The sequence below is a fragment of the Microbacterium sp. BWT-B31 genome (assembly GCF_041379855.1).
In the GTDB taxonomy this organism is placed as follows: Bacteria; Actinomycetota; Actinomycetes; order Actinomycetales; family Microbacteriaceae; genus Microbacterium.
In genome coordinates, this window is the sequence record NZ_JBFECU010000007.1 from 158,975 (window position 1) to 183,756 (window position 24,782).

The 24,782-nt window shown below is 68.7% G+C and carries 25 protein-coding genes; 20 read left to right on the forward strand and 5 right to left on the reverse strand.

Going from position 1 to position 24,782, the window contains the following annotated elements; genetic code table 11:
• Positions 1-80: 80 nt before the first annotated feature.
• From AB1K54_RS09605 to AB1K54_RS09620, 4 genes are all read left to right on the forward strand, one after another.
• Positions 81-1,115, forward strand: coding sequence for an ABC transporter ATP-binding protein (locus tag AB1K54_RS09605; protein ID WP_371202521.1), 1,035 nt, complete (start codon positions 81-83; stop codon positions 1,113-1,115).
• A gap of 70 nt (positions 1,116-1,185) precedes the next feature.
• Positions 1,186-2,361 (forward strand): extracellular solute-binding protein, encoded by a 1,176-nt coding sequence (locus AB1K54_RS09610; RefSeq protein WP_371202522.1) that lies wholly within the window; start codon positions 1,186-1,188, stop codon positions 2,359-2,361.
• A gap of 71 nt (positions 2,362-2,432) precedes the next feature.
• On the forward strand, positions 2,433-3,350 hold the full coding sequence (locus tag AB1K54_RS09615) for an ABC transporter permease (protein ID WP_371202523.1): 918 nt from the start codon (positions 2,433-2,435) through the stop codon (positions 3,348-3,350).
• A 9-nt stretch (positions 3,351-3,359) separates the two neighbouring features.
• On the forward strand, positions 3,360-4,160 hold the full coding sequence (locus AB1K54_RS09620) for an ABC transporter permease (RefSeq protein ID WP_371202524.1): 801 nt from the start codon (positions 3,360-3,362) through the stop codon (positions 4,158-4,160).
• Positions 4,161-4,303: 143 nt separating this feature from the next.
• Here AB1K54_RS09620 and AB1K54_RS09625 read toward each other — a convergent pair whose 3' ends face one another.
• Complete coding sequence (locus AB1K54_RS09625; RefSeq protein ID WP_371202525.1) at positions 4,304-5,119, reverse strand: MarR family winged helix-turn-helix transcriptional regulator; 816 nt, start codon at positions 5,117-5,119, stop codon at positions 4,304-4,306.
• A gap of 152 nt (positions 5,120-5,271) precedes the next feature.
• Between AB1K54_RS09625 and AB1K54_RS09630 the strand changes: the two genes are divergently transcribed.
• Positions 5,272-5,880 (forward strand): MarR family winged helix-turn-helix transcriptional regulator, encoded by a 609-nt coding sequence (locus tag AB1K54_RS09630; RefSeq protein ID WP_371202526.1) that lies wholly within the window; start codon positions 5,272-5,274, stop codon positions 5,878-5,880.
• A 96-nt stretch (positions 5,881-5,976) separates the two neighbouring features.
• On the opposite strand, the gene AB1K54_RS09635 is transcribed toward AB1K54_RS09630, so the two are convergent.
• Positions 5,977-6,210 carry a hypothetical protein gene (locus AB1K54_RS09635; protein ID WP_371202527.1) on the reverse strand — a complete coding sequence of 78 codons (234 nt, stop codon included), beginning with the start codon at positions 6,208-6,210 and terminating at the stop codon, positions 5,977-5,979.
• Between the two features lie 26 nt (positions 6,211-6,236).
• Positions 6,237-7,673, reverse strand: coding sequence for an MFS transporter (locus tag AB1K54_RS09640; protein ID WP_371202547.1), 1,437 nt, complete (start codon positions 7,671-7,673; stop codon positions 6,237-6,239).
• A gap of 127 nt (positions 7,674-7,800) precedes the next feature.
• Between AB1K54_RS09640 and AB1K54_RS09645 the strand changes: the two genes are divergently transcribed.
• From AB1K54_RS09645 to AB1K54_RS09710, 14 genes are all read left to right on the forward strand, one after another.
• Entirely contained in the window at positions 7,801-8,304 is a 504-nt protein-coding gene (locus AB1K54_RS09645; RefSeq protein WP_371202528.1) for a cation:proton antiporter regulatory subunit, read from the forward strand.
• The gene (locus AB1K54_RS09650; RefSeq protein ID WP_371202529.1) at positions 8,297-9,499 is read left to right on the forward strand and encodes a cation:proton antiporter; all 1,203 of its coding nucleotides are present in this window, start codon (positions 8,297-8,299) and stop codon (positions 9,497-9,499) included. Before AB1K54_RS09645 ends, AB1K54_RS09650 begins: the two co-directional genes overlap by 8 nt.
• Positions 9,500-9,745: 246 nt before the next feature.
• Complete coding sequence (gene dnaK, locus AB1K54_RS09655; protein WP_371202530.1) at positions 9,746-11,623, forward strand: molecular chaperone DnaK; 1,878 nt, start codon at positions 9,746-9,748, stop codon at positions 11,621-11,623.
• Between the two features lie 3 nt (positions 11,624-11,626).
• Positions 11,627-12,244, forward strand: a complete 618-nt coding sequence (locus AB1K54_RS09660) for a nucleotide exchange factor GrpE (RefSeq protein ID WP_371202531.1) — start codon at positions 11,627-11,629, stop codon at positions 12,242-12,244.
• Positions 12,245-12,257: 13 nt separating this feature from the next.
• A complete protein-coding gene (locus AB1K54_RS09665; protein ID WP_371202532.1) occupies positions 12,258-13,247 on the forward strand; it encodes a DnaJ C-terminal domain-containing protein in 990 nt (329 codons plus the stop codon).
• 107 nt (positions 13,248-13,354) lie between these two features.
• A complete protein-coding gene (locus AB1K54_RS09670) occupies positions 13,355-13,828 on the forward strand; it encodes a heat shock protein transcriptional repressor HspR (RefSeq protein WP_371202533.1) in 474 nt (157 codons plus the stop codon).
• A gap of 455 nt (positions 13,829-14,283) precedes the next feature.
• Positions 14,284-15,528, forward strand: coding sequence for an ABC transporter substrate-binding protein (locus tag AB1K54_RS09675; RefSeq protein WP_371202534.1), 1,245 nt, complete (start codon positions 14,284-14,286; stop codon positions 15,526-15,528).
• Between the two features lie 53 nt (positions 15,529-15,581).
• Positions 15,582-16,550 (forward strand): carbohydrate ABC transporter permease, encoded by a 969-nt coding sequence (locus tag AB1K54_RS09680; RefSeq protein WP_371202535.1) that lies wholly within the window; start codon positions 15,582-15,584, stop codon positions 16,548-16,550.
• Positions 16,547-17,419, forward strand: a complete 873-nt coding sequence (locus AB1K54_RS09685) for a carbohydrate ABC transporter permease (RefSeq protein WP_371202536.1) — start codon at positions 16,547-16,549, stop codon at positions 17,417-17,419. Before AB1K54_RS09680 ends, AB1K54_RS09685 begins: the two co-directional genes overlap by 4 nt.
• A 23-nt stretch (positions 17,420-17,442) precedes the next feature.
• Complete coding sequence (locus AB1K54_RS09690) at positions 17,443-18,276, forward strand: SDR family oxidoreductase (RefSeq protein ID WP_371202537.1); 834 nt, start codon at positions 17,443-17,445, stop codon at positions 18,274-18,276.
• Positions 18,273-19,196, forward strand: a complete 924-nt coding sequence (locus AB1K54_RS09695; protein WP_371202538.1) for a dihydrodipicolinate synthase family protein — start codon at positions 18,273-18,275, stop codon at positions 19,194-19,196. The genes AB1K54_RS09690 and AB1K54_RS09695 overlap by 4 nt, the downstream gene beginning before the upstream one ends.
• A gap of 78 nt (positions 19,197-19,274) precedes the next feature.
• Positions 19,275-20,279, forward strand: a complete 1,005-nt coding sequence (locus AB1K54_RS09700; protein ID WP_371202539.1) for a LacI family DNA-binding transcriptional regulator — start codon at positions 19,275-19,277, stop codon at positions 20,277-20,279.
• Positions 20,276-21,769: an FGGY-family carbohydrate kinase gene (locus AB1K54_RS09705; protein ID WP_371202540.1), complete on the forward strand. Its 1,494-nt coding sequence runs from the start codon at positions 20,276-20,278 to the stop codon at positions 21,767-21,769. Before AB1K54_RS09700 ends, AB1K54_RS09705 begins: the two co-directional genes overlap by 4 nt.
• Positions 21,770-21,809: 40 nt before the next feature.
• Positions 21,810-23,447 carry a fucose isomerase gene (locus AB1K54_RS09710; protein ID WP_371202541.1) on the forward strand — a complete coding sequence of 546 codons (1,638 nt, stop codon included), beginning with the start codon at positions 21,810-21,812 and terminating at the stop codon, positions 23,445-23,447.
• 75 nt (positions 23,448-23,522) lie between these two features.
• On the opposite strand, the gene AB1K54_RS09715 is transcribed toward AB1K54_RS09710, so the two are convergent.
• Positions 23,523-23,948 (reverse strand): DUF1622 domain-containing protein, encoded by a 426-nt coding sequence (locus AB1K54_RS09715; protein WP_371202548.1) that lies wholly within the window; start codon positions 23,946-23,948, stop codon positions 23,523-23,525.
• A 125-nt stretch (positions 23,949-24,073) separates the two neighbouring features.
• On the opposite strand from AB1K54_RS09715, the gene AB1K54_RS09720 reads away from it, so the two are divergent.
• Complete coding sequence (locus AB1K54_RS09720; protein ID WP_371202542.1) at positions 24,074-24,490, forward strand: MmcQ/YjbR family DNA-binding protein; 417 nt, start codon at positions 24,074-24,076, stop codon at positions 24,488-24,490.
• On the opposite strand, the gene AB1K54_RS09725 is transcribed toward AB1K54_RS09720, so the two are convergent.
• Positions 24,429-24,671 carry a DUF2252 family protein gene (locus AB1K54_RS09725; RefSeq protein WP_371202543.1) on the reverse strand — a complete coding sequence of 81 codons (243 nt, stop codon included), beginning with the start codon at positions 24,669-24,671 and terminating at the stop codon, positions 24,429-24,431. The two genes, AB1K54_RS09720 and AB1K54_RS09725, sit on opposite strands and share 62 nt — an antisense overlap.
• Positions 24,672-24,782 lie beyond the last annotated feature (111 nt).

Here is a 24,782-nt window from a genome sequence, read left to right on the forward strand (position 1 = left end):
ACAAGACCGTAACACGGGCGGTGCCCTTTTGACATATGGATCCATATGATTTAGTTCATCGACGTCGAGGGAGATCGTCCATGACCGAACAGCATCCGGCCATCCGGCTGACCGGACTCGTGAAGGAGTTCGGAACCGTGTCAGCGGTCGACCACGTCGACCTCGAGATCGGCGCAGGGGAGTTCTTCTCGATGCTCGGCCCGTCGGGGTCGGGCAAGACCACGGTGCTGCGCCTGATCGCCGGGTTCGAGCAGCCCACTGCCGGCACCATCGAGCTGTTCGGGCAGGATGTCACGAAGAAGGCGCCCTTCGACCGCGACGTCAACACGGTCTTCCAGGACTACGCCCTGTTCCCCCACATGACGGTGCTCGACAACGTCGCGTACGGTCTGCGCGTGCGCGGGATCAAACGCGGCGAGCGGCGCGACCGCGCGATGAAGGCGCTCGCCGCCGTTCGGCTCGAGGCGATGGCGGGCCGCAAGCCGTCGCAGCTGTCGGGCGGCCAGCGCCAGCGGGTCGCGCTCGCGCGAGCGACGGCCGTGCAGCCGAAGGTGCTGCTTCTGGACGAGCCGCTCGGTGCCCTCGACCTCAAGCTCCGCGAGCAGATGCAGGTCGAGCTCAAGCAGATTCAGCGTGACCTCGGCATCACGTTCATCTTCGTCACCCACGACCAGGAGGAGGCGCTGACGCTCTCGGACCGCATCGCGGTCTTCCACGATGGGCGCATCGAGCAGCTCGGCACGCCCCGCGAGCTCTACGAGAGCCCCGCCTCCCGCTTCGTCGCCGACTTCGTCGGCACGTCGAACCTGTTCGACGAAGAGCTGTCGGCCACCCTGATCGGACGCGCCGGCCACCACTCCATCCGGCCCGAGAAGCTCACCCTCGCCACCGTGCCGGTGACCACGGCGGGCGAGCGCTCTGCGCTGGGGACCATCGTGGAGTCGATCTACGTGGGCAGCGGCATCCGTCGCGTCATCGATCTCGACGCCGGGGCCCGCGTCACCGTGCTCGAGCCCAACGACCGGTCCCGCACGAGCGACGACGCCCGCGGGGACCGGGTGCACGTCACGTGGCACGACGAAGACGTCGTCGCCCTCATCCCGCCGGGCGCCTGAGCCCGGCCCGAGACCGCGGGCACACGCCCCGGAAGCACCCCAGCACACAGCACGCGAGAGGAAGCAAGACATGTTCATGACACGCGGAACGCGTATCTCCGCTGTCGCCGCGACGGCGATCGGCTCGATCGCCCTCCTGGCCGGCTGCGGCACATCATCAGGCGGAAGCGGCGGCGGCGAGGAGGCTGCCGAGCTCGGCGACTACGAGGGGAGCGTCTCGATCCTCGCGTGGCCGGGCTACGTCGAGGACGGCAGCAACGACCCCGGCGTCGACTGGGTCTCGGGCTTCGAGGAGAAGACCGGCTGCGAGGTCACGTCCAAGTCGTACGGCACGTCCGACGAGGCGGTCAACCTCATGAAGACGGGTGATTACGATGTCGTCGCCGCATCGGGCGACGCGACCCTGCGCCTCATCGCGGCGGGCAACGTGGCACCGGTCAACACCGATCTCATCCCGAGCTACGCCGGCATCTTCGACTTTCTGAAGGAGAAGGATTGGAACTCGGTCGACGGCCAGTCGTACGGGGTTCCGCACGGCTACGGCGCCAACCTCCTCCTCTACAACACGGAGGTCGTCACCGAGACGCCCACATCGTGGGATCTCGTCTTCGACAAGGCGTCGGAGTACTCCGGCAAGGTGACGGCGTACGACTCGCCGATCTACATCGCCGACGCCGCCGTGTACCTCATGGCGCATCAGCCCGACCTCGGCATCGAGAACCCGTACGCGCTCGACGAGGAGCAGTTCCAGGCCGCCGTCGACCTGCTCAAGGAGCAGCGCGCGCACATCGGTGAGTACTGGTCGGACTACCTCAAGGAGATCCAGTCGTTCGAGACCGGCGACTCGGCCGTGGGCACGACGTGGCAGGTCATCCAGAACGTGCTCGAGAGCGAGGATGCCACGACCGACGTCGTGCTGCCCGAAGAGGGCGCCACAGGGTGGTCCGACACGTGGATGATCGCGTCGCAGGCGAAGAGCCCGAACTGTGCATACGCGTGGCTCGACTGGATCGCGAGTCCCGAGGTCAACGCGCAGGCGACCGCCTACTTCGGCGAGGCCCCGTCGAGCCAGGAGGCGTGCGACTACCGCGATGACTGCGAGGCGTACCACGCCGGTGACGCAGAGTACGCGTCGCAGATCTGGTACTGGACGACCCCCATCGCCGACTGCGTCGACGGCCGCACCGACGTCGAGTGCGTCGACTACGCGCAGTGGACCGCGGCCTGGTCCGAGATCAAGGGCTGACGTCGTGCCGGGGGCGGCGCCTGCGCGGCCCGCCCCCGGCCTTCGCACGAAGCGATCACGCGAGGAGACGCATGACCATCGAATCGACCCGCACCGAGCGGGCGGTGCCCGCGCCGCGTCAGTCGGCGCCGCACCGCATCTCGGCCTACCTGAGCACGCACCCCCGCACGCGCCTGGCGCTGCTGCTGTCGGCGCCGCTGTTCTGGCTCGGCATCGTCTACATCGTCGCGCTCGTGCTGCTGCTGGTGACCGCGTTCTGGACCGTCGACAGCTTCACGGGCGAGATCGTCACCGACTGGACATTCGACAACATCGTCACCGTCATCACGGGCACGCTGTACCAGACGGTGACGCTGCGCACCGTGGGGGTTGCGCTGCTCGTGACGCTCATCGACGTGGCGCTCGCGCTGCCGATCGCGTTCTTCATGGCGAAGGTGGCCTCGCCGCGCGTGCAGCGCCTCCTCGTGATCGCGGTGCTCATGCCGCTGTGGGCGAGCTATCTCGTGAAGGCGTACGCGTGGCGCTCGGTGCTGTCGCAGGACGGCATCCTCGAGTGGGTCCTCGCCCCGTTCGGCCTGCACACGCCCGGCTACGGCATCACCGCGACGGTCATCACGCTGGCGTACCTGTGGTTGCCGTACGTCATCCTGCCCATCTACGCGGGACTCGAGCGCGTGCCGGACTCGCTGCTCGAGGCATCCGCGGATCTCGGGGGCAAGACGTGGCGCACGATCGGCAGCGTCGTGCTGCCGCTGACCTTCCCCGCGATCATCGCGGGCACGATCTTCAGCTTCTCGCTGTCGCTCGGCGACTACATCACGGTGAACATCGTCGGCGGCGCGAACCAGATGCTCGGAAACCTCGTCTACACGAACGTGGGCGCGGCGAACAACCTGCCGCTCGCGGCGGCGATCGCGCTCATTCCGATCGTCATCATCTTCGGCTACCTCGCGCTCGTGCGCCGCACGGGTGCCCTGAACAACCTCTAGGCGGCGCACATGCGACTCGGAACCTCGGCGCGCGTGGTGCTCGCGATCGTCACCGGCCTCATTCTGCTGGCCGTCTACGTGCCCCTGTTCGTCGTGCTCGTCAATTCGTTCTCGACGTCGACGTCGCTCACGTGGCCGCCGCCCGGCTTCACCCTTGAATGGTGGGTAAAGGCGTTCCAGAGCACCGGCGCGATCGAGGCGGTGCTCACGAGCGTGCAGGTCGCGCTCGTCGCGACCGTGGTAGCGCTCGTGCTGGGCACGCTCATCTCGTTCGCGCTGCAGCGGTTCGACTTCTTCGGGCGCGACTCGGTCTCGCTGCTGATCATTCTGCCGATCGCGCTGCCGGGCATCATCACCGGCATCGCGCTGAACAACTTCTTCCGCACGATCCTGGGCGTGCCGCTGTCGATCTGGACGGTCGTGATCGCGCATGCGACGTTCTGCATCGTGACGGTGTTCAACAACGTCATCGCGCGGCTGCGCCGCACCGGCACGAACCTTGAAGAGGCCTCGGCCGACCTCGGTGCGGGCGTGTGGACGACCTTCCGCCTGGTCACGTTCCCGCAGCTGCGGTCGGCGCTGCTGGCCGGAGGGCTGCTCGCGTTCGCCCTGAGCTTCGACGAGATCATCGTGACGACCTTCACGGCGGGTTCGGGGGTCACGACGCTGCCGATCTTCATCCTGAACAACATGTTCCGCCCGAACCAGGCGCCGATCGTGTCGGTGATCGCCGTCGTGCTCGTGGTCGTCTCGATCGTGCCGATCTACCTCGCGCAGCGCCTGTCGGGCTCCGAGCAGACGCGACGCTGACGAGGGCACCGGCCGGTGCCCTCGTCGGGCGCCGAGAACAGGTGAGGCGGCTGAACGCAGGACGTTCTGAGCGGACTCATCCTGACGTCGGCCGACCTTCCTGTTCTCGAGACGGATGCCGCGGCTCGGCCGCGCCCGCCGTCTCAGCGTTCGGCGGCTCCGCGCGCGTAGCCGGCGTCGAAGCCGCGCTCGTACGCGTGCTCGGCGTGGTCGCCGTGCCCGTGGCCGTGCTGGTCGCGGTGGTCGTGGCCGTGCCCGTGGTGTGAACGCCCGTGGCCGTGCGCGTGGGCGCCGTGGCCGCGGCATCCGTCGCTGTGGCGTTCGCTGTAGGCGCCCCAGCCCTCGCCGCAGCCGCGACCGTTCTCGGCCCACTGCGCGAAACCCGGCGCGAAGCCCGGGCCGAAGCCGGGGCGGAATTCGGGACGCAGCCCGCGGCCGGAGGGGCCGAAGCTCGGGCTGAACCGGCGACCGCGGCCGAAGCGCCGACCCCACGGGCCGCGCTCGGCGCCTGACTCGGGGTTCCACCCGAGCTCGCGCGCGATGGCCTCGAGCGAGGCGATCGTGGTCGCGTAGTGCTCGGGCGGGACGGCGCCCGCGACGCGCTGACGGATGCCGTCGACGACGGCGCCGAGGCGCTCTTTCGCGGCGCGGCCCTCGTCGGTCAGCACCCAGGTGCCGTCGCCCTGCTGGTCGACCCAGCCCCGGTCCTCGAGGTCGCGCAGGCGCTTGCCCTTGCGGGCGAGGCGATCGCGGAGCGCCGGTGCGTCGACGTCGCCGGACAGCACGTTCAGCACCATCCAGTCGCGTCGGGTGACGCCCTCGCCGGCGAACGCCTCGGCGAACGCGCGCGTGATCAGACCGTCGACGGCGCGCAGCCAGAAGCCGAGCGGGCGACGGTCGGTGGGGATGGCGCCTTCCTCGGGCGCCGGGGTGTCGTTGTTCTCGTTCTCGATGTTCATGAGTGGTCCTTTCGATTGCCGCACGGGGCGGCGGAGTTCGTGGGGAGTCCGCGTCGGGCGGGATCGCCCGTGGGACTTTGCATGTCATATCGCATGTAGTTGTAGTGTGACATGGATATGGATACATGTCAAGCGACATGTATCGTGAGAGCATGCCGACTCCCGCCTCCGACCCCGTCGACGCGATCGCCGCAGCCCTCGCGAGGCTGCGCGGGCGCCGGATGCCCCGACCCCCGTGGGACTCCGAAGATCCCTCGCGCGAACGCGAACACGACCGCGAACACGACCGCGAACACGACCCGCGACACGGCGATCAGGGGCACTTCGGCGGCCCGCCCTGGATGCACGGCGGCCCCCACGGCGGCCCGCACGGCGGCCCGCATCGCGGGCGCGGAGTCTCGCCGTGGGCGATGGCCGGGCGCATGGGCGGCCCCGCGCGGCTGCGCCTGCTCGAGGCGCTGGTGGCGGCATCCGACCCTCTCTCCGTCGGCGAGATCGCCGACGCGATCGGGGTCGATCAGCCGCGGGCCTCGCGGCTCGTGCAGCAGAGCGTCGAACTGGGGTTCGTGCGCCGCGAGGCCGATCCCGACGATGCCCGGCGCACGCGCGTCGCGCTCACCGACGCGGGGCGCGCGATCGTGACGGGCTTTCGCGGTGAGCGGCGCGAGGCGGTCGACAGCGCGCTGCGCGGCTTCACGGATGCCGAGCGTGCCGAGCTCGCGCGGCTGTTGACGAAGCTCGCCGAGGCCTGGCCGCGCTGACCGCATGCCGGACGGAGCCATCGGGGCGGATGCCGAGGGCACTCGAACGACAGCGACCCCCGAGGCTCAGGCCGCGGGGGTCGCTGTGCGACGGATTCAGGCGCCGGGTGCGCCCGGGTAGGTCGGGCCGCCCTGCTGCGGCGGCCGATAGGTCGGGGGGAACTGCTGGCCGCTCTGGCGCATCGCGAGCAGCACTCCGTTCTTGACCGCAGTGCGCATGAGGAGATAGCCGATCCACAGAACGAGTGCCAGAACCGCGAGGTAGAGCACGATGCCGAAGATGAAGATGCCGATGCCGAGCCCGGCGAAGGCGGAGTAGTCGTTGTACATACGCAAAACGATAGCGAGCCTGCCGATTACCCCCGCACGTGCTGTGGGAAACGCACCAGCAGCAGCAGTCCCAGGCCCACGGCGAGCACGATCGCGATGCCGAGCACCCCCCAGATCGTCGAGCCGAACCACAGGATCGCGAGCGTCCACAGCGTCGGCGAGAGGAAGCTGGCGACGCGCCCGGTGGTCGCGTAGAGGCCGAAGATCTCGCCCTGCATGCCCGCCGGCGTCACGCGCGCCAGCAGCGACCGGCTCGCCGCCTGCGCGGGGCCCACGAACGCCGACAGCACGAGTCCGCCGATCCAGAAGACGAGCTTGCCGGTGTCGTGCAGGAAGAACACCGCGAGCGCCATCACGATGAGGCCCACGAGCGCGGTGATGATCACGTTGCGAGCGCCGAAGCGGCCGTCGGCTCGTCCGGCGAGGATCGTCGACAGCCCCGCGACCACGTTCGCGGCGATCGCGAAGATGAGCACCTCGTTGCTCGAGAAGCGGAACGCGACCGCGGCGAGGATGCCGCCGAACGCGAAGACACCCGCCAGCCCGTCGCGGTACACGGCGCTGGCGAGGAGGAACCAGAACGTCGGGCGGTGCACCTTGTAGAGCGCCACGATGTCCTTCACGAGCACCACGTACGCGCGGAAGAACCCGACCTTCTCGCCGTGGCCGACGGCGGGCGGGGCCTCGGGCACGTTGAAGAAGAGCGGCAGTGAGAACAGGATCGTCCACACCGCGCAGCCGACCGCGATCACCCGGTAGGCCATGCCGTTCGAGGTGTCCATGCCGAACCAGCCGAGCTGGGTCAGCACGACCACGAGGGTGAGCGCGACGATGCCGCCGATGTAGCCGAGACCCCATCCGAGCCCGCTGACGCGGCCGATCGTCTTGGGCGTGGACACCTGCACGAGCATCGCGTTGTAGTTCACGCCCGCGATCTCGCTCACGACGGCGCCCACCGACAGCACGAGAGCGCCGTACCAGAAGAACGCCGGGTCGGCCTGTGCGAAGAACAGCGAGAACTGCACGAGTGCGAGCAGCACCGTGAACACCAGCAGCCAGCGCTTCTTGCGGCCCGAGCGGTCGGCCGTCTGCCCCAGCACGGGCGCGATCAGCAGGATCAGGAAGCCCGCGAGCGTGGTCGCCAGGCTGTAGCCGCTCGACAGGTCGGCGAGCGCGCGATCCTTGACCGGGTCATCGTCGGGCAGGGCGGCGATGGCGTCGGGCAGGAAGTTCGCCGACACCAGGTACAGCGACGCGAACACGAAGGTGAGGATCACCGAGTTGAACGGCTGTGTCGCCCAGTCCCAGAACGCCCACGAGATCACCTGCTTGCGGGGGACCGGCGTCTCGGAGCCCGCGTTCTCGAACACCTCCCCGATCGCGGCGAGGGCGAGCGTGTTCGCGGCGGCCGGCGGTGCGGGCACGGGCGAGACGACGGGGGCGGCGGACGGATCGGGTTCCATGTTCGTCACGCTAGGTTCCTTCGGTGAACGACCGGTGTCGGCATCCGGTGCGGTGGCGGATGCCGCGCCGCGACGTTGCGGTGCGAGCCAAGGCTACCCCCGGACCAGCGGATGCCATGATGTTCGCATGCCAGTTCACGTGGAGCGGGCCGAGTTGCCCGGCATCGGGGTGCGTCACGACATCCTCACCGACGAGGGTCGACGGCTCTCGGTGGTCAACATGCGCGACGGCGGGCGCGTGCTCGCGATCTCGGACGAGGACGACCCCGACCGCGCGGACGAGTCGATCGAGCTCACCGACGACGAGGCGACAGCGCTGTCGGAAGTGCTCGGAGGGTCGCTGATCCTCACGCAGGTCGCGGGGCTCCGCGACCACATCGCGGGGCTGTTCATGGAGCAGATCCCGGTGCGCGCGGACTCGCCGTTCGTCGGCCACCCGATGGGCGACACGCGCGCGCGCACGCTCACGCGATGCTCGATCGTGGCGATCGTGCGCGACGCCGGTGTCGTCCCCTCTCCCGAGCCGGCCGACCTCCTCGGGGCGGGCGACGCGCTCATCGTCGTGGGCACCCGCGAGGGACTCGACAAGCTCGTGCGCATCATCGGCGGAGAAGCCCCCGCACATGGATGAGGATGCCGTCGCGCTGATCGAACTCGGCATCCTGCTGTTCGGCATCGGTCTGCTCGGGCGGCTGTCCTCGCGCCTGGGCATCTCGCCGATTCCGCTCATCCTCATCGGGGGACTGGCCTTCGGCGAGGGAGGCATCTTCCCCTTCTCGGCGGGCGGCGAGTTCATCGAGATCGGCGCCGAGATCGGCGTCATCCTGCTGCTGGTCATGCTCGGTCTGGAGTACAACGCGAGCGAGCTCGTCGGCAACCTGCGCACGTCCAAGACGGCCGGATTCCTCGACATGGTGCTCAACGCGGTCCCGGGCGCCGCGATCGCGCTGCTGCTCGGTTGGGGGCCGATCAGCGCCGTCGTGATGGCGGGCATCACGTGGGCGTCGTCGTCGGGCGTCATCGCGAAGATGCTCCAGGACCTCGGGCGCCTGTCGAACCGCGAGACCCCGGTCGTGCTGGCCATCCTCGTGATCGAGGACCTCGCGATGGCGTTCTACCTGCCGATCATGGTGGCGCTGCTGCTGCACATGGATCTTGCGCGCGGCACCGCCGCGGTGCTCATCGCGCTGGTCGCGGTGCTCGTGATCCTGTTCGTGGCGCTGCGGCACGGGCGCCTGGTCTCGAAGCTCGTGTGGTCGAAAGAGGCCGAGGTGCTGCTGCTGTCGGCGCTCGGGCTGACGCTCCTGGTCGCCGGCATCGCCGCGCAGGCGAACGTGTCTGCGGCGGTGGGCGCATTCCTGGTGGGCATCGCGATCTCGGGTCCTGCGGCCGAGCACGCCGAGCGCGTGCTGACTCCGCTGCGCGACCTGTTCGCGTCGGTGTTCTTCCTCTTCTTCGGCCTGTCCACCGACCCCGCCGACCTCGTGCCGATGCTGATCCCGGCCGTCGTGCTCGGCGTGGTGACGACGGCGACCAAGATCCTCACCGGCTACCTGTCCGCGCGCAAGGCCGGCATCGGCGAGGCCGGCCGCTGGCGTGCGGGCTTTGCGCTCGTGCCGCGGGGCGAGTTCTCGATCGTTATCGCGGGGCTCGCGGTCTCGACCGGTCTCAACGGCTCGCTCGCCGCCCTGGCGACCGCGTACGTCTTCATCACGATCATCGTGGGGCCCTTCCTCGCCCGCATTCCCGACGCGAAGGGCTTCACCGCGTGGACGCGCCGCGTGCAGGCGGCGCGCAACGCCCGGGCGCGGGCCGCGGCGTCCTGAGCGAACGCCGCTGGCTGTGGTGCGCCGAGAGCACGCCGAACCGGCTCTGCGCACGCCCATCCCGAGAAGACCTCATGAGCCATGCCGGATCAAAACTTGAGCCAGCTCGTATCAAGTTCACTTGACAAGGTCGGATGCCGCGTCTACCCTTGAGTCATCGCGACTCAACCCGGGTCGCGAGCCGACTTTCATACCGATGAGGCCCGGGTGGCGGCATCCGCCCCGCCCACAAGAAGGAGAGAACACATGGCACGTGCTGTTGGAATCGACCTCGGGACGACGAACTCCGTCGTGAGCGTCCTCGAGGGCGGCGAGCCCAAGGTCATCGCGAACGCCGAGGGCTTCCGCACGACCCCCTCGGTCGTCGCGTTCACCAAGGACGGCGAGGTGCTGGTCGGCGAGACCGCCAAGCGCCAGGCCGTCACCAACGTCGACCGCACCCTGACCTCGGTCAAGCGCCACATGGGCACCGACTGGAAGACCCAGTCCATCGACGGCAAGGCCTACACGCCGCAAGAGATCTCGGCGCGCATCCTGCAGAAGCTCAAGCGCGACGCCGAGCAGTACCTGGGCGACACGGTGACCGATGCCGTCATCACGGTCCCCGCGTACTTCAACGACGCCGAGCGCCAGGCCACGAAAGAGGCCGGCGAGATCGCTGGCCTGAACGTCCTGCGCATCATCAACGAGCCGACCGCGGCCGCCCTCGCGTACGGCCTCGACAAGGGCAAGGAAGACGAGCTCATCCTCGTCTTCGACCTCGGCGGCGGCACGTTCGACGTGTCTCTGCTCGAGGTGGGCAAGGACGACGACTTCTCGACCATCCAGGTGCGAGCGACCGCCGGTGACAACCGCCTCGGCGGCGACGACTGGGACCAGCGCCTGGTCGACTACCTGATCAAGCAGTTCAAGGACACCACGGGCGTCGACGTGTCGGGCGACAAGATCGCGCTGCAGCGCCTCAAGGAGGCCGCCGAGCAGGCGAAGAAGGAGCTCTCGTCGTCGACCTCGACGTCGGTCAACCTGCCCTACCTGTCGCTGACGGACTCCGGCCCCGTGTCGCTCTCCGAGACGATCACGCGCGCGAAGTTCGAAGACCTCACCAAAGACCTCCTGGACCGCACGAAGAAGCCCTTCGAAGACGTGATCCGCGAGGCGGGCATCAAGGTGAGCGACATCGACCACGTCGTGCTCGTCGGCGGATCGACCCGCATGCCCGCGGTGTCGGAGCTCGTCAAGCGCGAGACCGGCGGCCAGGAGCCCAACAAGGGCGTCAACCCCGACGAGGTCGTCGCCGTGGGTGCGGCCCTCCAGGCCGGTGTCCTCAAGGGCGAGCGCAAGGACGTCCTGCTCATCGACGTGACCCCCCTGAGCCTCGGCATCGAGACCAAGGGCGGCATCATGACCAAGCTCATCGAGCGCAACACGGCCATCCCGACCAAGCGCTCCGAGACCTTCACCACCGCCGACGACAACCAGCCGTCGGTCGCGATCCAGGTCTTCCAGGGCGAGCGCGAGTTCACGCGCGACAACAAGCCGCTGGGCACGTTCGAGCTGACCGGCATCGCGCCGGCTCCGCGCGGCATCCCGCAGGTCGAGGTCACCTTCGACATCGACGCGAACGGCATCGTGCACGTCTCGGCGAAGGACAAGGGCACCGGCAAGGAGCAGTCGATGACGATCACGGGCGGCTCGTCGCTGCCCAAGGACGACATCGAGCGCATGGTGCGCGAGGCCGAGGAGCACGCCGCCGAAGACAAGAAGCGCCGCGAGTCCGCCGAGACCCGCAACCAGGCCGAGACCCTGTCGTACTCGATCGAGAAGCTCATCAAAGAGAACGACGACAAGCTTCCCGACGATGTCAAGAACGAGGTCCAGGGCGACGTCGACGCGCTCAAGACGGCGCTCGCGGGCGACGACGACGACGCGGTGAAGACCGCGTTCGACAAGCTCAACGCGAGCCAGGGCAAGCTGGGCGAGGCGATCTACGCGTCGTCGCAGGCGCAGCAGGCTCAGGATGCCCCGGCCGGCGCGTCCTCGGGCGAAGCGGGCTCGGGTGAGACCGGCTCCGACGAGGACGTCATCGACGCCGAGGTCGTCGATGACGAGGACGAGAAGAAGTAACCCATGGCGAAGAAGGACGCAGACCCTTCGGCCGGCCCGGCCGGCGAAGGCGACGACGAGGTCCGTCCGCAGGACGGGTCGGCGCAGCCCGCCGACCCGTCCACCCCGGATGCGGCCGATGACGGCGACGAGCTGACCGTCGACGACATCCTGGGCACGACGCAGAACGCGGATGCCGCGGCCGAGGACGCCGTGATCGCCGATCTCGAATCGCAGCTGCTGGGCGACCTCAAGCGCCTGCAGGCCGAGTACGCGAACTACCGGCGTCGCACCGAGGAGCAGCGAGAGGTCGAGATCGAGCGCGCGCAGGGCGCGGTCGCGAAGGGCCTGCTGCCGGTGCTCGACGACCTCGACCGCGCCGAGAAGCACGGCGACCTCGAAGAGGGCACGCCGTTCGCGGTCATCGCCGAGAAGCTGCGCGGCGTGGCCGAGCGCATGGGCCTGGTCGCGTACGGCGAAGCCGGCGAGACGTTCGACCCGCAGCGGCACGAGGCGATCTTCCAGGCGCCGACCCCCGGCGTGGCCGAGGCCACCGTGCTCGAGGTCGTCGAGGTGGGCTACCGCCTGGGCGTGATCGAACTGCGCCCGGCGAAGGTCGTCGTGGCGGTGCCGGCCGACTAGGCCGGGGGAGAGTATGGCCAGTCAGGACTGGTTCGACAAGGACTTCTACCAGACCCTCGGCGTGTCGAAGGACGTCAGCGACGCCGACCTGAAGAAGACCTACCGCAAGCTCGCCCGCAAGTACCACCCTGACAGCAATCAGGGCGATGCCGCGGCTGAGGCGAAGTTCAAAGAGATCAGCGAGGCGTACTCGGTGCTCTCGGACCCGGAGCAGCGCAAGGAGTACGACCAGATCCGCGCCATGGGCTCGGGCGCCCGCTTCACCGCGGGCGGCCAGGGCGCAGGCGGCTTCGAGGACGTGTTCTCGGCGTTCCAGCAGGGCCGCGGCGCGCGATACAACGGCACCGAGGACTTCGACGACATCTTCTCGATGTTCGGGCAGCAGCCCGGCGGATTCGGCTCCGGCCGGTTCGGTCAGCCCACGGGCGGCTTCCGCGGCTTCGGCGGGCCGACGCGGGGCGCCGACGTCACCGCGCGCACGACGATCGACTTCATCACCGCGACCAAGGGCGAGACGATCACCCTGCAGGGCGAGGACGGCCGGCCGTTCAAGGTGAAGATCCCCGCCGGCGTCGCCGACGGTCAGAAGATCCGGCTGCGCGGCCGTGGCCGGCCGTCACCCGACGGCGGCGAGCAGGGTGACATCGTCGTGGCGATCACCGTGCGCCCGCATCCGGTGTTCACGCGTGAAGGGCTCAACCTTCGCGTCATCGTGCCGGTGACCTTCACCGAGGCCGCGCTCGGCGCGACCATCGAGGTCCCGACACTCGGCGGCGACCCCGTCAAACTGCGGGTCGCGCCGGGAACCCCCTCGGGGCGTGTGCTGCGCGTGAAGGGCCGGGGCGTGGCGACCCAGAAGGGCACCGGCGACCTCCTCGCCGAGGTGCAGGTCGCCGTGCCGTCGCACCTCGACGACGCCGCGCGCGAAGCGCTCGAGCGGTTCCACGACCTGGAGCCGAAGGAGAACCCGCGCGCCGACCTGATGAGCAAGGCCCGGGGCTGACATGCACGAGAACAGGAGATCTCAGCGAACGCAGGACGATCTCGCGCCAGGCGTCCTGCAGACGCGAGATCTCCTGTCTTCACGCCGGGGCGGGGTGGTGAGCACCGATGACTGAGCCGCACGAGATCGACGAGGACGCGCCGATCTTCGCGATCGCGGCCGCGGCCGAGCTTTCCGGCATGCACCCGCAGACCCTGCGCCAGTACGACCGGCTGGGACTGGTCGTGCCCGCGCGCACGCAGGGCGGATCGCGGCGGTACTCGCTGCGCCATGTCAAGCAGCTGCGAGAGGTCGCGCGCATGTCGGCCGACGGCATCGGACTGCCGGCGATCACGCGCATCCTCGAACTCGAAGAGCGCGTGCGGACGCTGCATCGCCAGGTGAGCGAACTCGAGCAGCGCGTGCGCGCCGAGCTCGACAACCGTCCCGGCGCGCGCGTGTTCGCCGCGGGCACGACCGGCGCGGTCGTGCGCCTTCGCCACGGCACGCGCGTGCGGCGCGCGACCGAGGTGGTCGTGTGGCGGCCACGTACGCTCAGCGGGGAGCCCGAGACCGCCCCCGACGGATCCGACGCCGGCTGAGACGCCCCGCCGAGCGCATGCCGCGCCCGTGGCGTCCTCGGCGGCCGGTCGAGCCTGACAAGGACTGAGGCCGGCCCGCATCCGCCGCAGCTCGCGGTCGCTCCCTGCACCCGAAGCGTCTTCGCGGCGGGAGCCGTTCCTTCGCGGGCGGCTACCCGGCATGCCTGCTTGTCCGCCGATCGACAGCAGGTTTCTGGAATCGATTTCGACGTGACACGCGTCGTACACACCGCCGGGAAATCGCGGGATTGCGTGAGCTGCTGGACGCATGCTGAGCGGAATTTGACACCGAGACGGGTCGTGGGTAAGTTCTGTCTGAAATCGGTTTCAGATCCGTGGTCGGATCGTGAACCCCCCGACTGGCACACAAGAGATGTGTGACGAGGAGTATGACGATGATGTTGTTCAAGGGCAAAGCACAGCGTTCTCACCGGACGGCGCGTGGGCTTCAGTTCGTGGGTGTGACCGCGGTCGCCGCTCTCGCGCTGACGGCATGCGCCAACGGCACCGAGGCCGGTGAGACGCAAGAGGCGGCGGGTGCAGAACTCACGTTCTCGAACTGGCAGTTCCTCGAGGACGGCAAAGGCCCCATCCTCTGGGATGCCGTCAAGGACTACACCGGTCCGAATGGAGATGTCTCGCTGACCAAGGTCGAGATCCCGTTCGCCAACTACGCCGATAAGCTCAGCACGGAGCTCGGCGCCGGCGGCGGCCCTGACGTCATGGTGCTGCAGGACAGCCAGTTCGTGGCACTGGCCGACGCGGGAGTTCTCGAGCCGCTCGATGACATCGCCGAGGAACTGGGCGACTCGCTCAACAACACGAACGAGGCCGGCTACTTCCTCGACACGCAGTACGGCTTCAACTGGGAGCGCCCCACCTACAACACGGTCATCTACAACAAGGACCTCTTCGCCGAACTCGGTCTCGAAGTTCCCACGACCTTCGACGAGTTCCTCACCACCGCCAAGGCGATCACCGACGCCAAGGGCATCCCCGGCTGGGCCGGTCGGCACCAGACCGCCGAGCTCGACGGCTGGACGCTCGAGATGGCGAACTGGATCTACGGGTTCGGCGGTGAGCTCAGCGACGGCGAGAAGCTGACCATCGCGAACCCGAAGAACGTCGAGGCGGTCGAGGCGTTCCTCGAGACGTTCGCCTCGGGCGTGGCACCCATCGGCGACGACGCATCGACGTTCCGCGCGAAGTTCGGGCAGGGGCAGGTCGGCATGCTGTTCGAGAACTCGGGTGTGGCCACGACGCTCACGAGCAACCCGGACAACATCATCACCGGTCAGAACCTGGGTGCGGCGCCGCTTCCGATGGAGTTCGCCGGCTCCAACTCGCAGCTGATCATCGCGGTGAACGCGGCCAGCGACAACAAGGAGGCGGCGAAGGACTTCGTGCGCTGGGTTCTCGGTGAGGAAGGCCAGACCGCCGTGCGCGCCGGTCTGGGCGCCTCGGCGATGGCGACCGACGTCGAGCCCGACGCCGAGTTCCTCGCGGCCAATCCGTGGGCCACGCAGTTCCTCGAAGCGGCCAAGACGTCGCGGTCGACGCTGGTCGAGGGCTTCGAGACTGACAGCAAGGTGATCTGGCGCGAGGTGCTGACGGCGATCGAAGGCCTCCGGGTCAACGGCGGCGACGTGGCAAAGACGCTCGCCGACGTGCAGACCGCGCTCGAGTCGGAACTCGGCTGACATCGCGTGGGCCGGGCGCTGCCCGGCCCACGCGCCCCGTCGAAAGGACCATGATGGCCACGAACACCATCGACAGGTTCGCGGATCAGGTGCGTGAGACGCCGCCTCCTCGCGAGCCCCGCGCCCCCGGTCGCTTCTCGCGCTTCCTGGAGCGCAACGGAGCGTACTTCTTCCTCTTCCCCGCGATCGCCTACCTGGCCGTCTTCACGGTCTTCCCCCTCATCCGCGGCGTGCTGCTGTCGTTCACCGCGACGAAGCTGGTCAACCCCTCGGGTGGACGTCCGGTGGGGCTTGAGAACTACGAGTACCTGCTCAGCAGCGACAGGTTCTGGGCTTCCGTGGTCACCACGCTGCTGTACACGTTGTTCAGCGTCGTCTTCTCGGTGGGCATCGGGACCGGCGGGGCCATCCTCCTCAACAAGGCGTTCCGCGGGCGCGCCATCGTCCGAGCCATCGCCACCATCCCGTGGGCGGTGCCCACCGTCGCTGCGGCCCTGATCTTCGTGTGGATCTACAACAACGAGCAGGGCATCCTCAACCGCACCACCATGGCGCTCGGTCTCGGGCAGCACGGCTGGCTGATCGATCCGAGGTACGGCCTGTTCTCGGTCGTGCTCGCGACGGTCTGGAAGCTGACGCCGCTCGTCATGCTCGTGATGCTGAGCGCGCTGCAGAGCGTGCCGCAGGAACTGCGCGAGGCGAGCTGGGTAGACGGCGCGACCCGCCTGCAGTCGTTCCGAGCCGTCACGCTGCCGCACATCATGCCGACCATCCGCGTCATCACGCTTCTCATGACGATCTGGTCGATCCGCCGCTTCGAGATCATCTTCCTCATCACCGGCGGCGGACCGCTCGACGCGACCAACACCCTCGTCGTGAACGTGTACCGCACCGCCTTCCAGGACCAGAACCTCGGTCGCGCCGCAGCGATCGGAGCTCTCGGCCTGGTGCTGTCCCTGCTGGTCACGGTGGTCTACTTCATCGTCGAGCAGATCCAGGAACGTCAGGAGAACCAGCGATGACGACCGAACGCATCTCGACTCAGCGTCCACGTGCTCGCGGCTTCGCCGGGCGCCTGAACAGCCTCGGCAAAGCGATCCTGATCACGCTGCTGGTCGTCTTCGCTGGATTCCCCGTCTACTGGATGCTGGCAACCTCCCTGGGCACCGAGGAGTCTCTGTACCGCAGCCCGCAGCCGCTGCTTCCCGAACTGCGCAACATCGGGCAGTGGGGCGACGTCCTCACCGAGGTGCCGATCCTGCGCTGGCTCGGCAACTCGTTGGTGATCGCCGCGGGAACGACGATCCTGAGCCTGGTGCTTGCGATCATGGCCGCCTACGCGCTGAGCCGCTACCGCTTCCACGGACGCGGCGTGGCCGGCTTCATCTTCTTCAGCACGCAGATGCTCCCTGAAGCGCTCATCATCGTGCCGCTCTACGCGGTCTTCGCTGGTGCCGGCCTTCTCAACAGCCACTGGGGACTCGTGCTCGCCGACACGGCATTCGTCATGCCCGTGAGCATGTTCATCATCAAGAGCGGCATCGACAAGATCCCCTACGAGATCGAAGAGTCAGCGCGAATAGACGGGGCGTCGCGCCTGCGGATCCTGTTCACGATCGTGCTGCCGCTGGTGAAGCCGAGCATCGCCGCCGCCGCGGTCATCGCGTTCTTCGACGCCTGGAACGAGTTCATGTTCGCGAACACGTTCATCTCGGACTCGGCGATCTGGCCCGCCTCTGTCGGACTGGCGTCCTTCCTGGGCCAGTTCTACACGCCGATGAACGTCGTCATGCTCTGCGCCCTGCTGTTCGCACTGCCCGCGGTCGTCTTCTTCCTGTGGGCGCAGCGTGGAATCGTCTCGGGTCTGACCGCCGGCTCTGTCAAGGGCTGATCACACAACAGAAGGAGATCCTCATGTCCGAGGCATTCGACCCGCTCTTCTCGGTCGCGGGCCATGTCGCCATCGTCACCGGCGGGTTCGGTCAGATCGGCACCGAGTTCGTGAAGGCGCTGCACGCTCGCGGCGCACGCGTCGCGGTGACCTCCCGCAGCGCGGTGCCCGACGCCGCGCAGCGTGTGGGGATCCAGGACGGCGCGGACCGCCTGCTCGCCGTGACGATGGACATCACCGACCAGACGAGCGTCGAACGCGGACTCGACCTCGTGGTCGAGACCTGGGGCGTGCCGACGATCCTCGTGAACAACGCCGGCATCGACACCCAGCCCAGCGCCCCGCCGGAGGTCTCCGGCCCGTTCGAGCTCTTTCCCGCAGATGTCTTTCGCGAGGTCGTCGAGACGAACCTCGTGGGGACCTTCCTGGTCACCCAGGCCGTCGGCCGGCGCATGCGCGATGCGGGTTCGGAGGGATCGATCATCAACATCGGATCGATCTACGGCATGGTCTCGCCCGTTCAGGACATCTACGCGTACAAGGCCGAGGACACCGGCGTCCCGTTCATCAAGCCGGTCGCGTACTCGGCGGCGAAGTCCGGTCTGTACAACCTCACCCGCTACTGCGCGACCTACTGGGGCCGTGCGGGAATCCGCGTGAACACCCTCACCCCGTCCGGCGTGCGGCGTGACACGCAGGACGCGAAGTTCCAGGCGAACTACACCGCACGCATCCCGATCGGCCGCATGGCCGAGGCCGATGAGTACAACGGAGCGCTGGTCTTTCTCGCGTCGGACGCGTCGCGATACATGACGGGCGCGAACCTCGTCGTGGACGGCGGGTGGACCGCATGGTGAGCGACGTCATCGGTGATCGCCTGATCGCCGCCGAGCCGACCCCGATGCGGGCCGATGAGAGCCTCGACCTTGCGGCGCTCGAATCCCTCGTCGAGGCCGACATCGCCCGTGGCGTCGAGGGGGTCTACATCGGCGGCTCCACCGGTGAGGGCGTGCTGATGTCGGCTCAGGAACGGGCGCAACTGGCTGCGGCCGCCTCCAGCGCGGCGGCCGGGCGCATCCCCGTGTACGTGCATGTGGGCGCGATGTCGACCCGAGAGTCGATCGAGATCGCGGATGCCGCAGCCCAAGCCGGTGCTGCGGCGATCTCGATGATCCCCCCGCTGTACTACAAGTACTCCACAGATGACGTGGTCGCCCACTTCCGTGCGGTGATCGACGCCGTCGACCTGCCCTTCGTCCTGTACAACATCCCTCAGTTCACGGGACGTGACGTCGCCGACGGAGGATTCGAGAGCATTCTCGAACTGCCGCAGGTCGTCGGCATCAAGCACACCTCGCAGAATCTGTTCGGCGCCGAGCGCCTCATGCACCGCCATCCCCGCCTCGCGCTCATCAACGGATTCGACGAGCTGTATCTCGCTGTCCGTGCGCTGGGCGCCCGCGCCGCGATCGGCACCACAGTGGGCCTGCAGATCGACCTCTTCCGGTCCCTGCGGGCACGCGCCGACCGCGGCGACCTGCTCGGGGCCCGAGTCGTGCAGACGCGCATCAACGACACGGTGGAGGCGATGGTCGCCGTGGGCGTCTTCGCCGCCGCGAAGTACCTGGGCGGCAAGTACGCCGGTGAACTCGGCGTCTGCCGGCGACCGCTGCCGGGTCTGGACGCCGAAGGTCGCCGGCGCTTGGATGCGGCGTGGGACCGCCTGGTCGAGAATGTCGAGACGACCGCCTCGGAGGATGCTTCGAGTGCGGTGTGACCGGCGGTTCGTGCGCGTGCATGCCGCGCGCGCAGACAGGTGCCGGCGCTCGAACTCGGCAGCTCGGAAGGAGATCTGATGGCGACGATCTATGAGGTCGCGAAGCTTGCGGGGGTCTCTCCTGCGACGGTGTCGCGGGTCTTCAACGGCACCGCGGTGTCGCACGAGAAGGCGACCGCGGTCCGCGACGCCGCGCGCGAACTGCGGTTCACGCCGAACCGGGCCGCCCGCACGCTGCGCAAGCAGAGCACAGAGGTGATCGCCCTGATCATCCCCGACATCGAGAACCCCTATTTCACGGAGGTCGCCCGCGGCGTCGAGGACGAGGCGCAGGTCGCTGGGTACTCGGTCGTGCTGTGCAATTCCGACGCGGACCCCGACAAAGAGGACGCGTACCTGCGCATCGCTGTGGCGGGAAGCATGGCCGGAGTCATCATCGCGTCGGCGTCCGACCACGCCGCCCTCGACGACGTGCTCGCCGACGGCCGGCCGGTCGTGGCCGTGGACCGGCATACCGGTTACGACATCGACGGCGTGATGATGGACAACCGCTCCGCCGCGCGCATGGCGACCGAGGCGCTGCTCGCGGCGGGATATCGCCGGATCGCGTGCATCACCGGCCCCGACAACGTCGAGACCGCCGTCGAACGAGCTGAGGGCTGGCGGCAGGCGATGGCCTCCGGCGCCTGCGAAGTCGACACCGTCGACCTGCTGCGGTTCTCCACGTTCCGCGTCGACGGCGGTCGCGAGGCGATGAGCGCCGTCCTCGACGCGCCGGGGCCACGTCCTGACGCCGTGGTCGCGACGAACAACCTGCTGGGCGTAGGGGTGCTGCAGGTGCTCACCGAACGTGGGCTCACTCCGCCCGACCTCGGTGTCGCCGTCGTCGGCTCGCTGCCTTTCACGACGTTGACCCCCGATGTCGTGACCGTCGTGCGTCTTCCCGCTCGCCATATGGGGGTCACCGCCGCGCGAATGCTGTTGGAGCGGATCGCAGGCGATGAGGATCCGGCTCGCACGGTCGTGCTGCGAGGCGAGCTGCAGGCCGCTCGCCTCGGACGCGAGAGCGAGGTGCAGGTGTGATCCGCTGCGCGCTGGGAGTCGACATCGGCACCTCCAGCAGCAAGGGTGTGCTCGTGACCGAAGACGGCCGGGTCGCCGCGTCGGCCGCGATCGAGCATCAGGTCGCTCGCCCGCGCCCCGGCTGGGTGGAGATGGACGCCGACCTCTGGTGGGCAGAGTTCGCCGAACTCACCGCTCGCCTGCTCGCGCAGATTCCGGACGCCGAGGTGACCGCTGTCGGGGTGAGCGGCATGGGGCCTTGTGTGCTGCTCGCCGACGAAGACGATCGACCTGTTCGCGCGGCGATCCTGTACGGCGTGGATGCGCGCGCGACAGAGCAGATCGCGCATCTGACCCGGCACCTCGGCGCCGCGCAGATCGTCTCATCGGGCGGGTCGTCCTTGACGACGCAGGCGGCCGGGCCGAAGATCCAATGGGTCCGTGACGAGGAGCCTGACGCCTACGCGCGCGCGGTCCGTCTCTTCATGCCCGCCTCCTGGCTGGTCCGCCGCCTCACCGGCGCCTACGTTCTCGATCACCACAGTGCGAGCCAGTGCACGCCGCTCTATGACATCGAGCAACACGAGTGGCGAGAGGACTGGTGGACCCGTATCGCAGGCGGACTGGAGCGCCCGCGCCTGGTCTGGCCCCACGAGGTCGTGGGCACGGTGACCGCCGAGGCCGCCACGCGCACAGGCCTGACCGCGGGCACCCCCGTGATCGCCGGGACGATCGACGCCTGGACCGAAGCGATCAGCGCAGGTGCGGCGCGCCCGGGCGATCTGATGCTCATGTACGGCACGACCATGTTCCTCGTCGCGACCGGCACCGATGCGTTGCGTACCCCATCGATGTGGACGACGGTCGGCGCATTCCCCGGCACGATGTGCCTTGCCGGCGGCCTGGCGACTTCCGGTGCGCTCACCGACTGGTGGCGCGGGATCGCCGGCGTCGGCTACGAGACGCTCCTGGGCGAAGCGGCGCAGTCGCCCGTGGGCGCCGATGGCCTGCTCACCCTTCCCTACTTCGCCGGGGAGCGCACACCGATCCTTGACCCTGACGCGCGCGGCATCGTCGCCGGGCTCACGCTCGCCCACACGCGCGGGGACCTCTACCGATCCGCGCTGGAGGCCACAGCCTTCGGCGTGCGGCACAACGTCGAGACCATGCGGGCCGCGGGTGCGGACATCCGCCGTGTCGTCGCTGTGGGGGGAGGGACACGGGGAGAGCTATGGCTGCAGATCGTCTCCGACGTCACCGGCCTCACCCAGGAGGTGCCGCAAGTCACTGTGGGCGCGAGCTACGGCGCGGCCTTTCTCGCGGCATCCGCCACGGCCGACGATGCTCCCGACATCTCTGTCTGGAATCCGCGCGCGCACACGATTCACCCGAACCCCGTTGCGACCGAGGAGTATGACTCGCTCTTCGCGCAGTATCTCTCGTTGTACGCGACCACCAAGAGCATCCAGCACGATCTGGCTCGACGCCAGCGTGCCCGAACGCGCGATTGACGCGACCGACTTCATCCTGAACCCCACCACTGGAGAGCAAATGAGCACCTACATCCTCCCTGCCGTGCGCGAGCGCAGGACGACGCCCCCGAAGACCGCGTACCTCATCGCGTCGGGCGATCTGCGCGAGTCCGCGAACACGGCCGGCTGGCCCACCCAGGTCGAGCTCGAGGCCGGTGTGACACGCGTGCTCGGTGAGCTCGGATGGTCGGTGATCCGCGCGAACGACGTCGACCCCGCGACCGGTCACGGATTCATCTCGAGCCAGCGCATGGGTCTCGAGGTCTTCAAGACGATCCCTCAGGATGCCCCGCTCATCGTCGCCGAGGCGGTGTGGCAATACTCGCACCATGTGCTGGCGGGACTGCGAACGCACGAAGGGCCCATCCTCACGGTTGCGAACTTCGCCGGCGACTGGCCCGGCCTGGTGGGCCTTCTCGGCCTGAACGCCGGACTGACCAAGATGGGCAAGGAGTACGCGACGACCTGGTCGGTCGACTTCACCGACGACTGGTTCAGGGACGGCATCCGCGAGTGGACCGAGACCGGACGCATCGTGCACGATGCGTCGCACGTGCGTGCTCTGCCTGAGCTGACCGACTCCCCCGAGGTGGCGCTGGGTCGCCTGCTCGGCGACCAGCTTCTGGCCGACAAGGCAATCATCGGCGTGTTCGACGAGGGCTGCATGGGCATGTACAACGCGATCTTCGACGACGAGCTGCTCAACCCGACAGGCATCTACAAGGAGCGGCTCTCGCAGTCGGCGCTGTACGCCGAGATGCTGACAGTGACCGATGCCGAGGCCGACGCCGCTCGCGATTGGCTGACCGACCGCGGCATGACGTTCCGTCTCGGCACCGACGACAAGAGCGAGCTGACCGAGACGCAGGTGCGCTGGCAGCTGAAGATGTACATCGCCGCGCTGCGCATCGCCGACGACTTCGGGCTCGACGCCGTCGGCATCCAGTACCAGCAGGGGCTGAAGGATCTGGTGCCGGCGTCCGACCTGGCCGAAGGCGTGCTCAACTCGACCGAGCGCCCGCCCGTCTACTCGCGCGACCACGGACGCGAACTGTTCGCGGGCCGCGCGTTCCCGCACTTCAACGAGGCCGACGAGGGCGTCGCGGTCGACGCGCTCGTGACCGACCGCGTGTGGACGGCCATGGGCCTCGTGCCGGACAACACCCTCCACGATGTGCGCTGGGGCGAGGACTACGAGGGGCAATTCGTCTGGGTGTACGAGATCTCGGGTTCGGTGCCGGGTTCGCACCTCGGCGGCTGGGACAGGGCCGAGGGCTGGCGTCAAGATCCTGTGTTCTTCCCCGCGGGCGGCGCGACCATCAACGGTGTGTCGAAGCCGGGCGAGGTGGTCCTGTCCCGGGTGTTCATCGCCGACGGCATTCTGCAGGCCGACCTGTTCCGGGGGACGGTGATCGAACTGCCGGATGCCGAGACCCAGCGCCGCAAGAACGCGACCAACCCGGAATGGCCGATCGCTCATGTCGTGCTGCACGACGTGAGTCGTGACCAGTTCATGGCGCGGCACAAGGCGAATCACGCACAGTTGGTCTACGCCCCCGACGCCGAGACCGCCGACAAGGCACTCGTGGCGAAGGCGGCGATGCTGGACCGCATGGGCATCAGGGTCAATCTCGTAGGCCGTGTCGACGGCATCTGAACCGTTCGCTCCTGACCGGTTCGGCCGCTGAGCGGCTCAGCGGTCGACCCGATCCGTGTGCAGGGCTGCCCCGCCTCAGCCCGGTGAAGACCCGGCGCGGCCGGCGCGCGAGGCCTCGCGGTCCTTCGCGACCTGCTTCGCCATGACGGAGGCGCCGTTGGTGAGCAGCGCCCGCCGCCACGGGGCGACGCCCTCGATCTCGATCTGGATCGACATCGACAGCACCGTCCGGATGAGGACGATGATCGCCAGGATCGTGGCATCCGTCAGCGACGGCTTCGAGGTGATCGTGCGGATGAGGTCCGCGGCGACGAGCACTTCGAGCCCGAGCAGGATCGCACCGCCGAGCGTGGTCCGCAGGGTCTGGAAGGCGGCCTGGCCCCCTTCGCGCCGCAGCAGCGCGCGCAGTCCGAGCGCCCCCGCGACGATCGCGCCGACCACCATGGCCAGCGCGCCGACGGCCTCGAAAGCGACGGCGACGCCGGTGAAGACGGTCTCCATCTGCTCCACGAGCCCACTGTAGAGCGCGGCGGCGCCGCAGTGACGGATGCCTCGCACGAGCGTGGTGGCGTCGGGTGCGGGTCACCGGGCTCGCGGGTGTCCGACCCCCGGCGCATCATTGAGGCATGGCGACACTCGACGACGTGCGCGAGATCGCGCTGGGGCTTCCCGGCACGTTCGAGAAGGTGGACGGGCACCGCGGCGGTGCGGGGTGGCGCACCGCCGGCGGGCTGTTCGCGTGGGAGCGCGGGCCGAGCAAGGCCGACCTGGCCGCGCTCGCGAAGCTCGGCCGCCAGTGGCCCGAGGGCCCCGTGATCGGCATCCGCACCGACGGCCTCGAGCCGAAGGAGGCGCTGCTCGCGTCGCTTCCCGGCGTCCTGTTCACGATCCCGCACTTCGACGGCTACCCGGCGGTGCTCGTGCGCCTCGACGCGGTCGAGCGCGAGCAGCTCGCCGAGCTCGTCGCCGACTCGTGGCTGCTCAAGGCGCCGCGCGCGACAGCGAGGCAGTGGCTCGCCGAGCGCGGGCTCGACGAGGGGTGAGCCTCAGCGGTGCCAACCGCGTGAGGCCCCATTCCCACGGCGCCCACGCGGCCTCGTCGAAGCCGTCGAGGTCGAACACGAGCGCGCTGCGGCGGAGAAGCCGAAGCCGGCGCGCCCCGCGCGGCCGCGGCGGCGAGGCATCCGCCCCGGGCGCATCGCGCGCCCTAGCTGTTCTTCCCACGGTGGTTGTGTGCAGCGTGGCGTGATGGGGTAGGGCGAGGACCTCCGGTATCGATGTGGGTTACCACACTCACTCGATCCACGGAGGTCCTCGTGTCTTACGTTACCCATG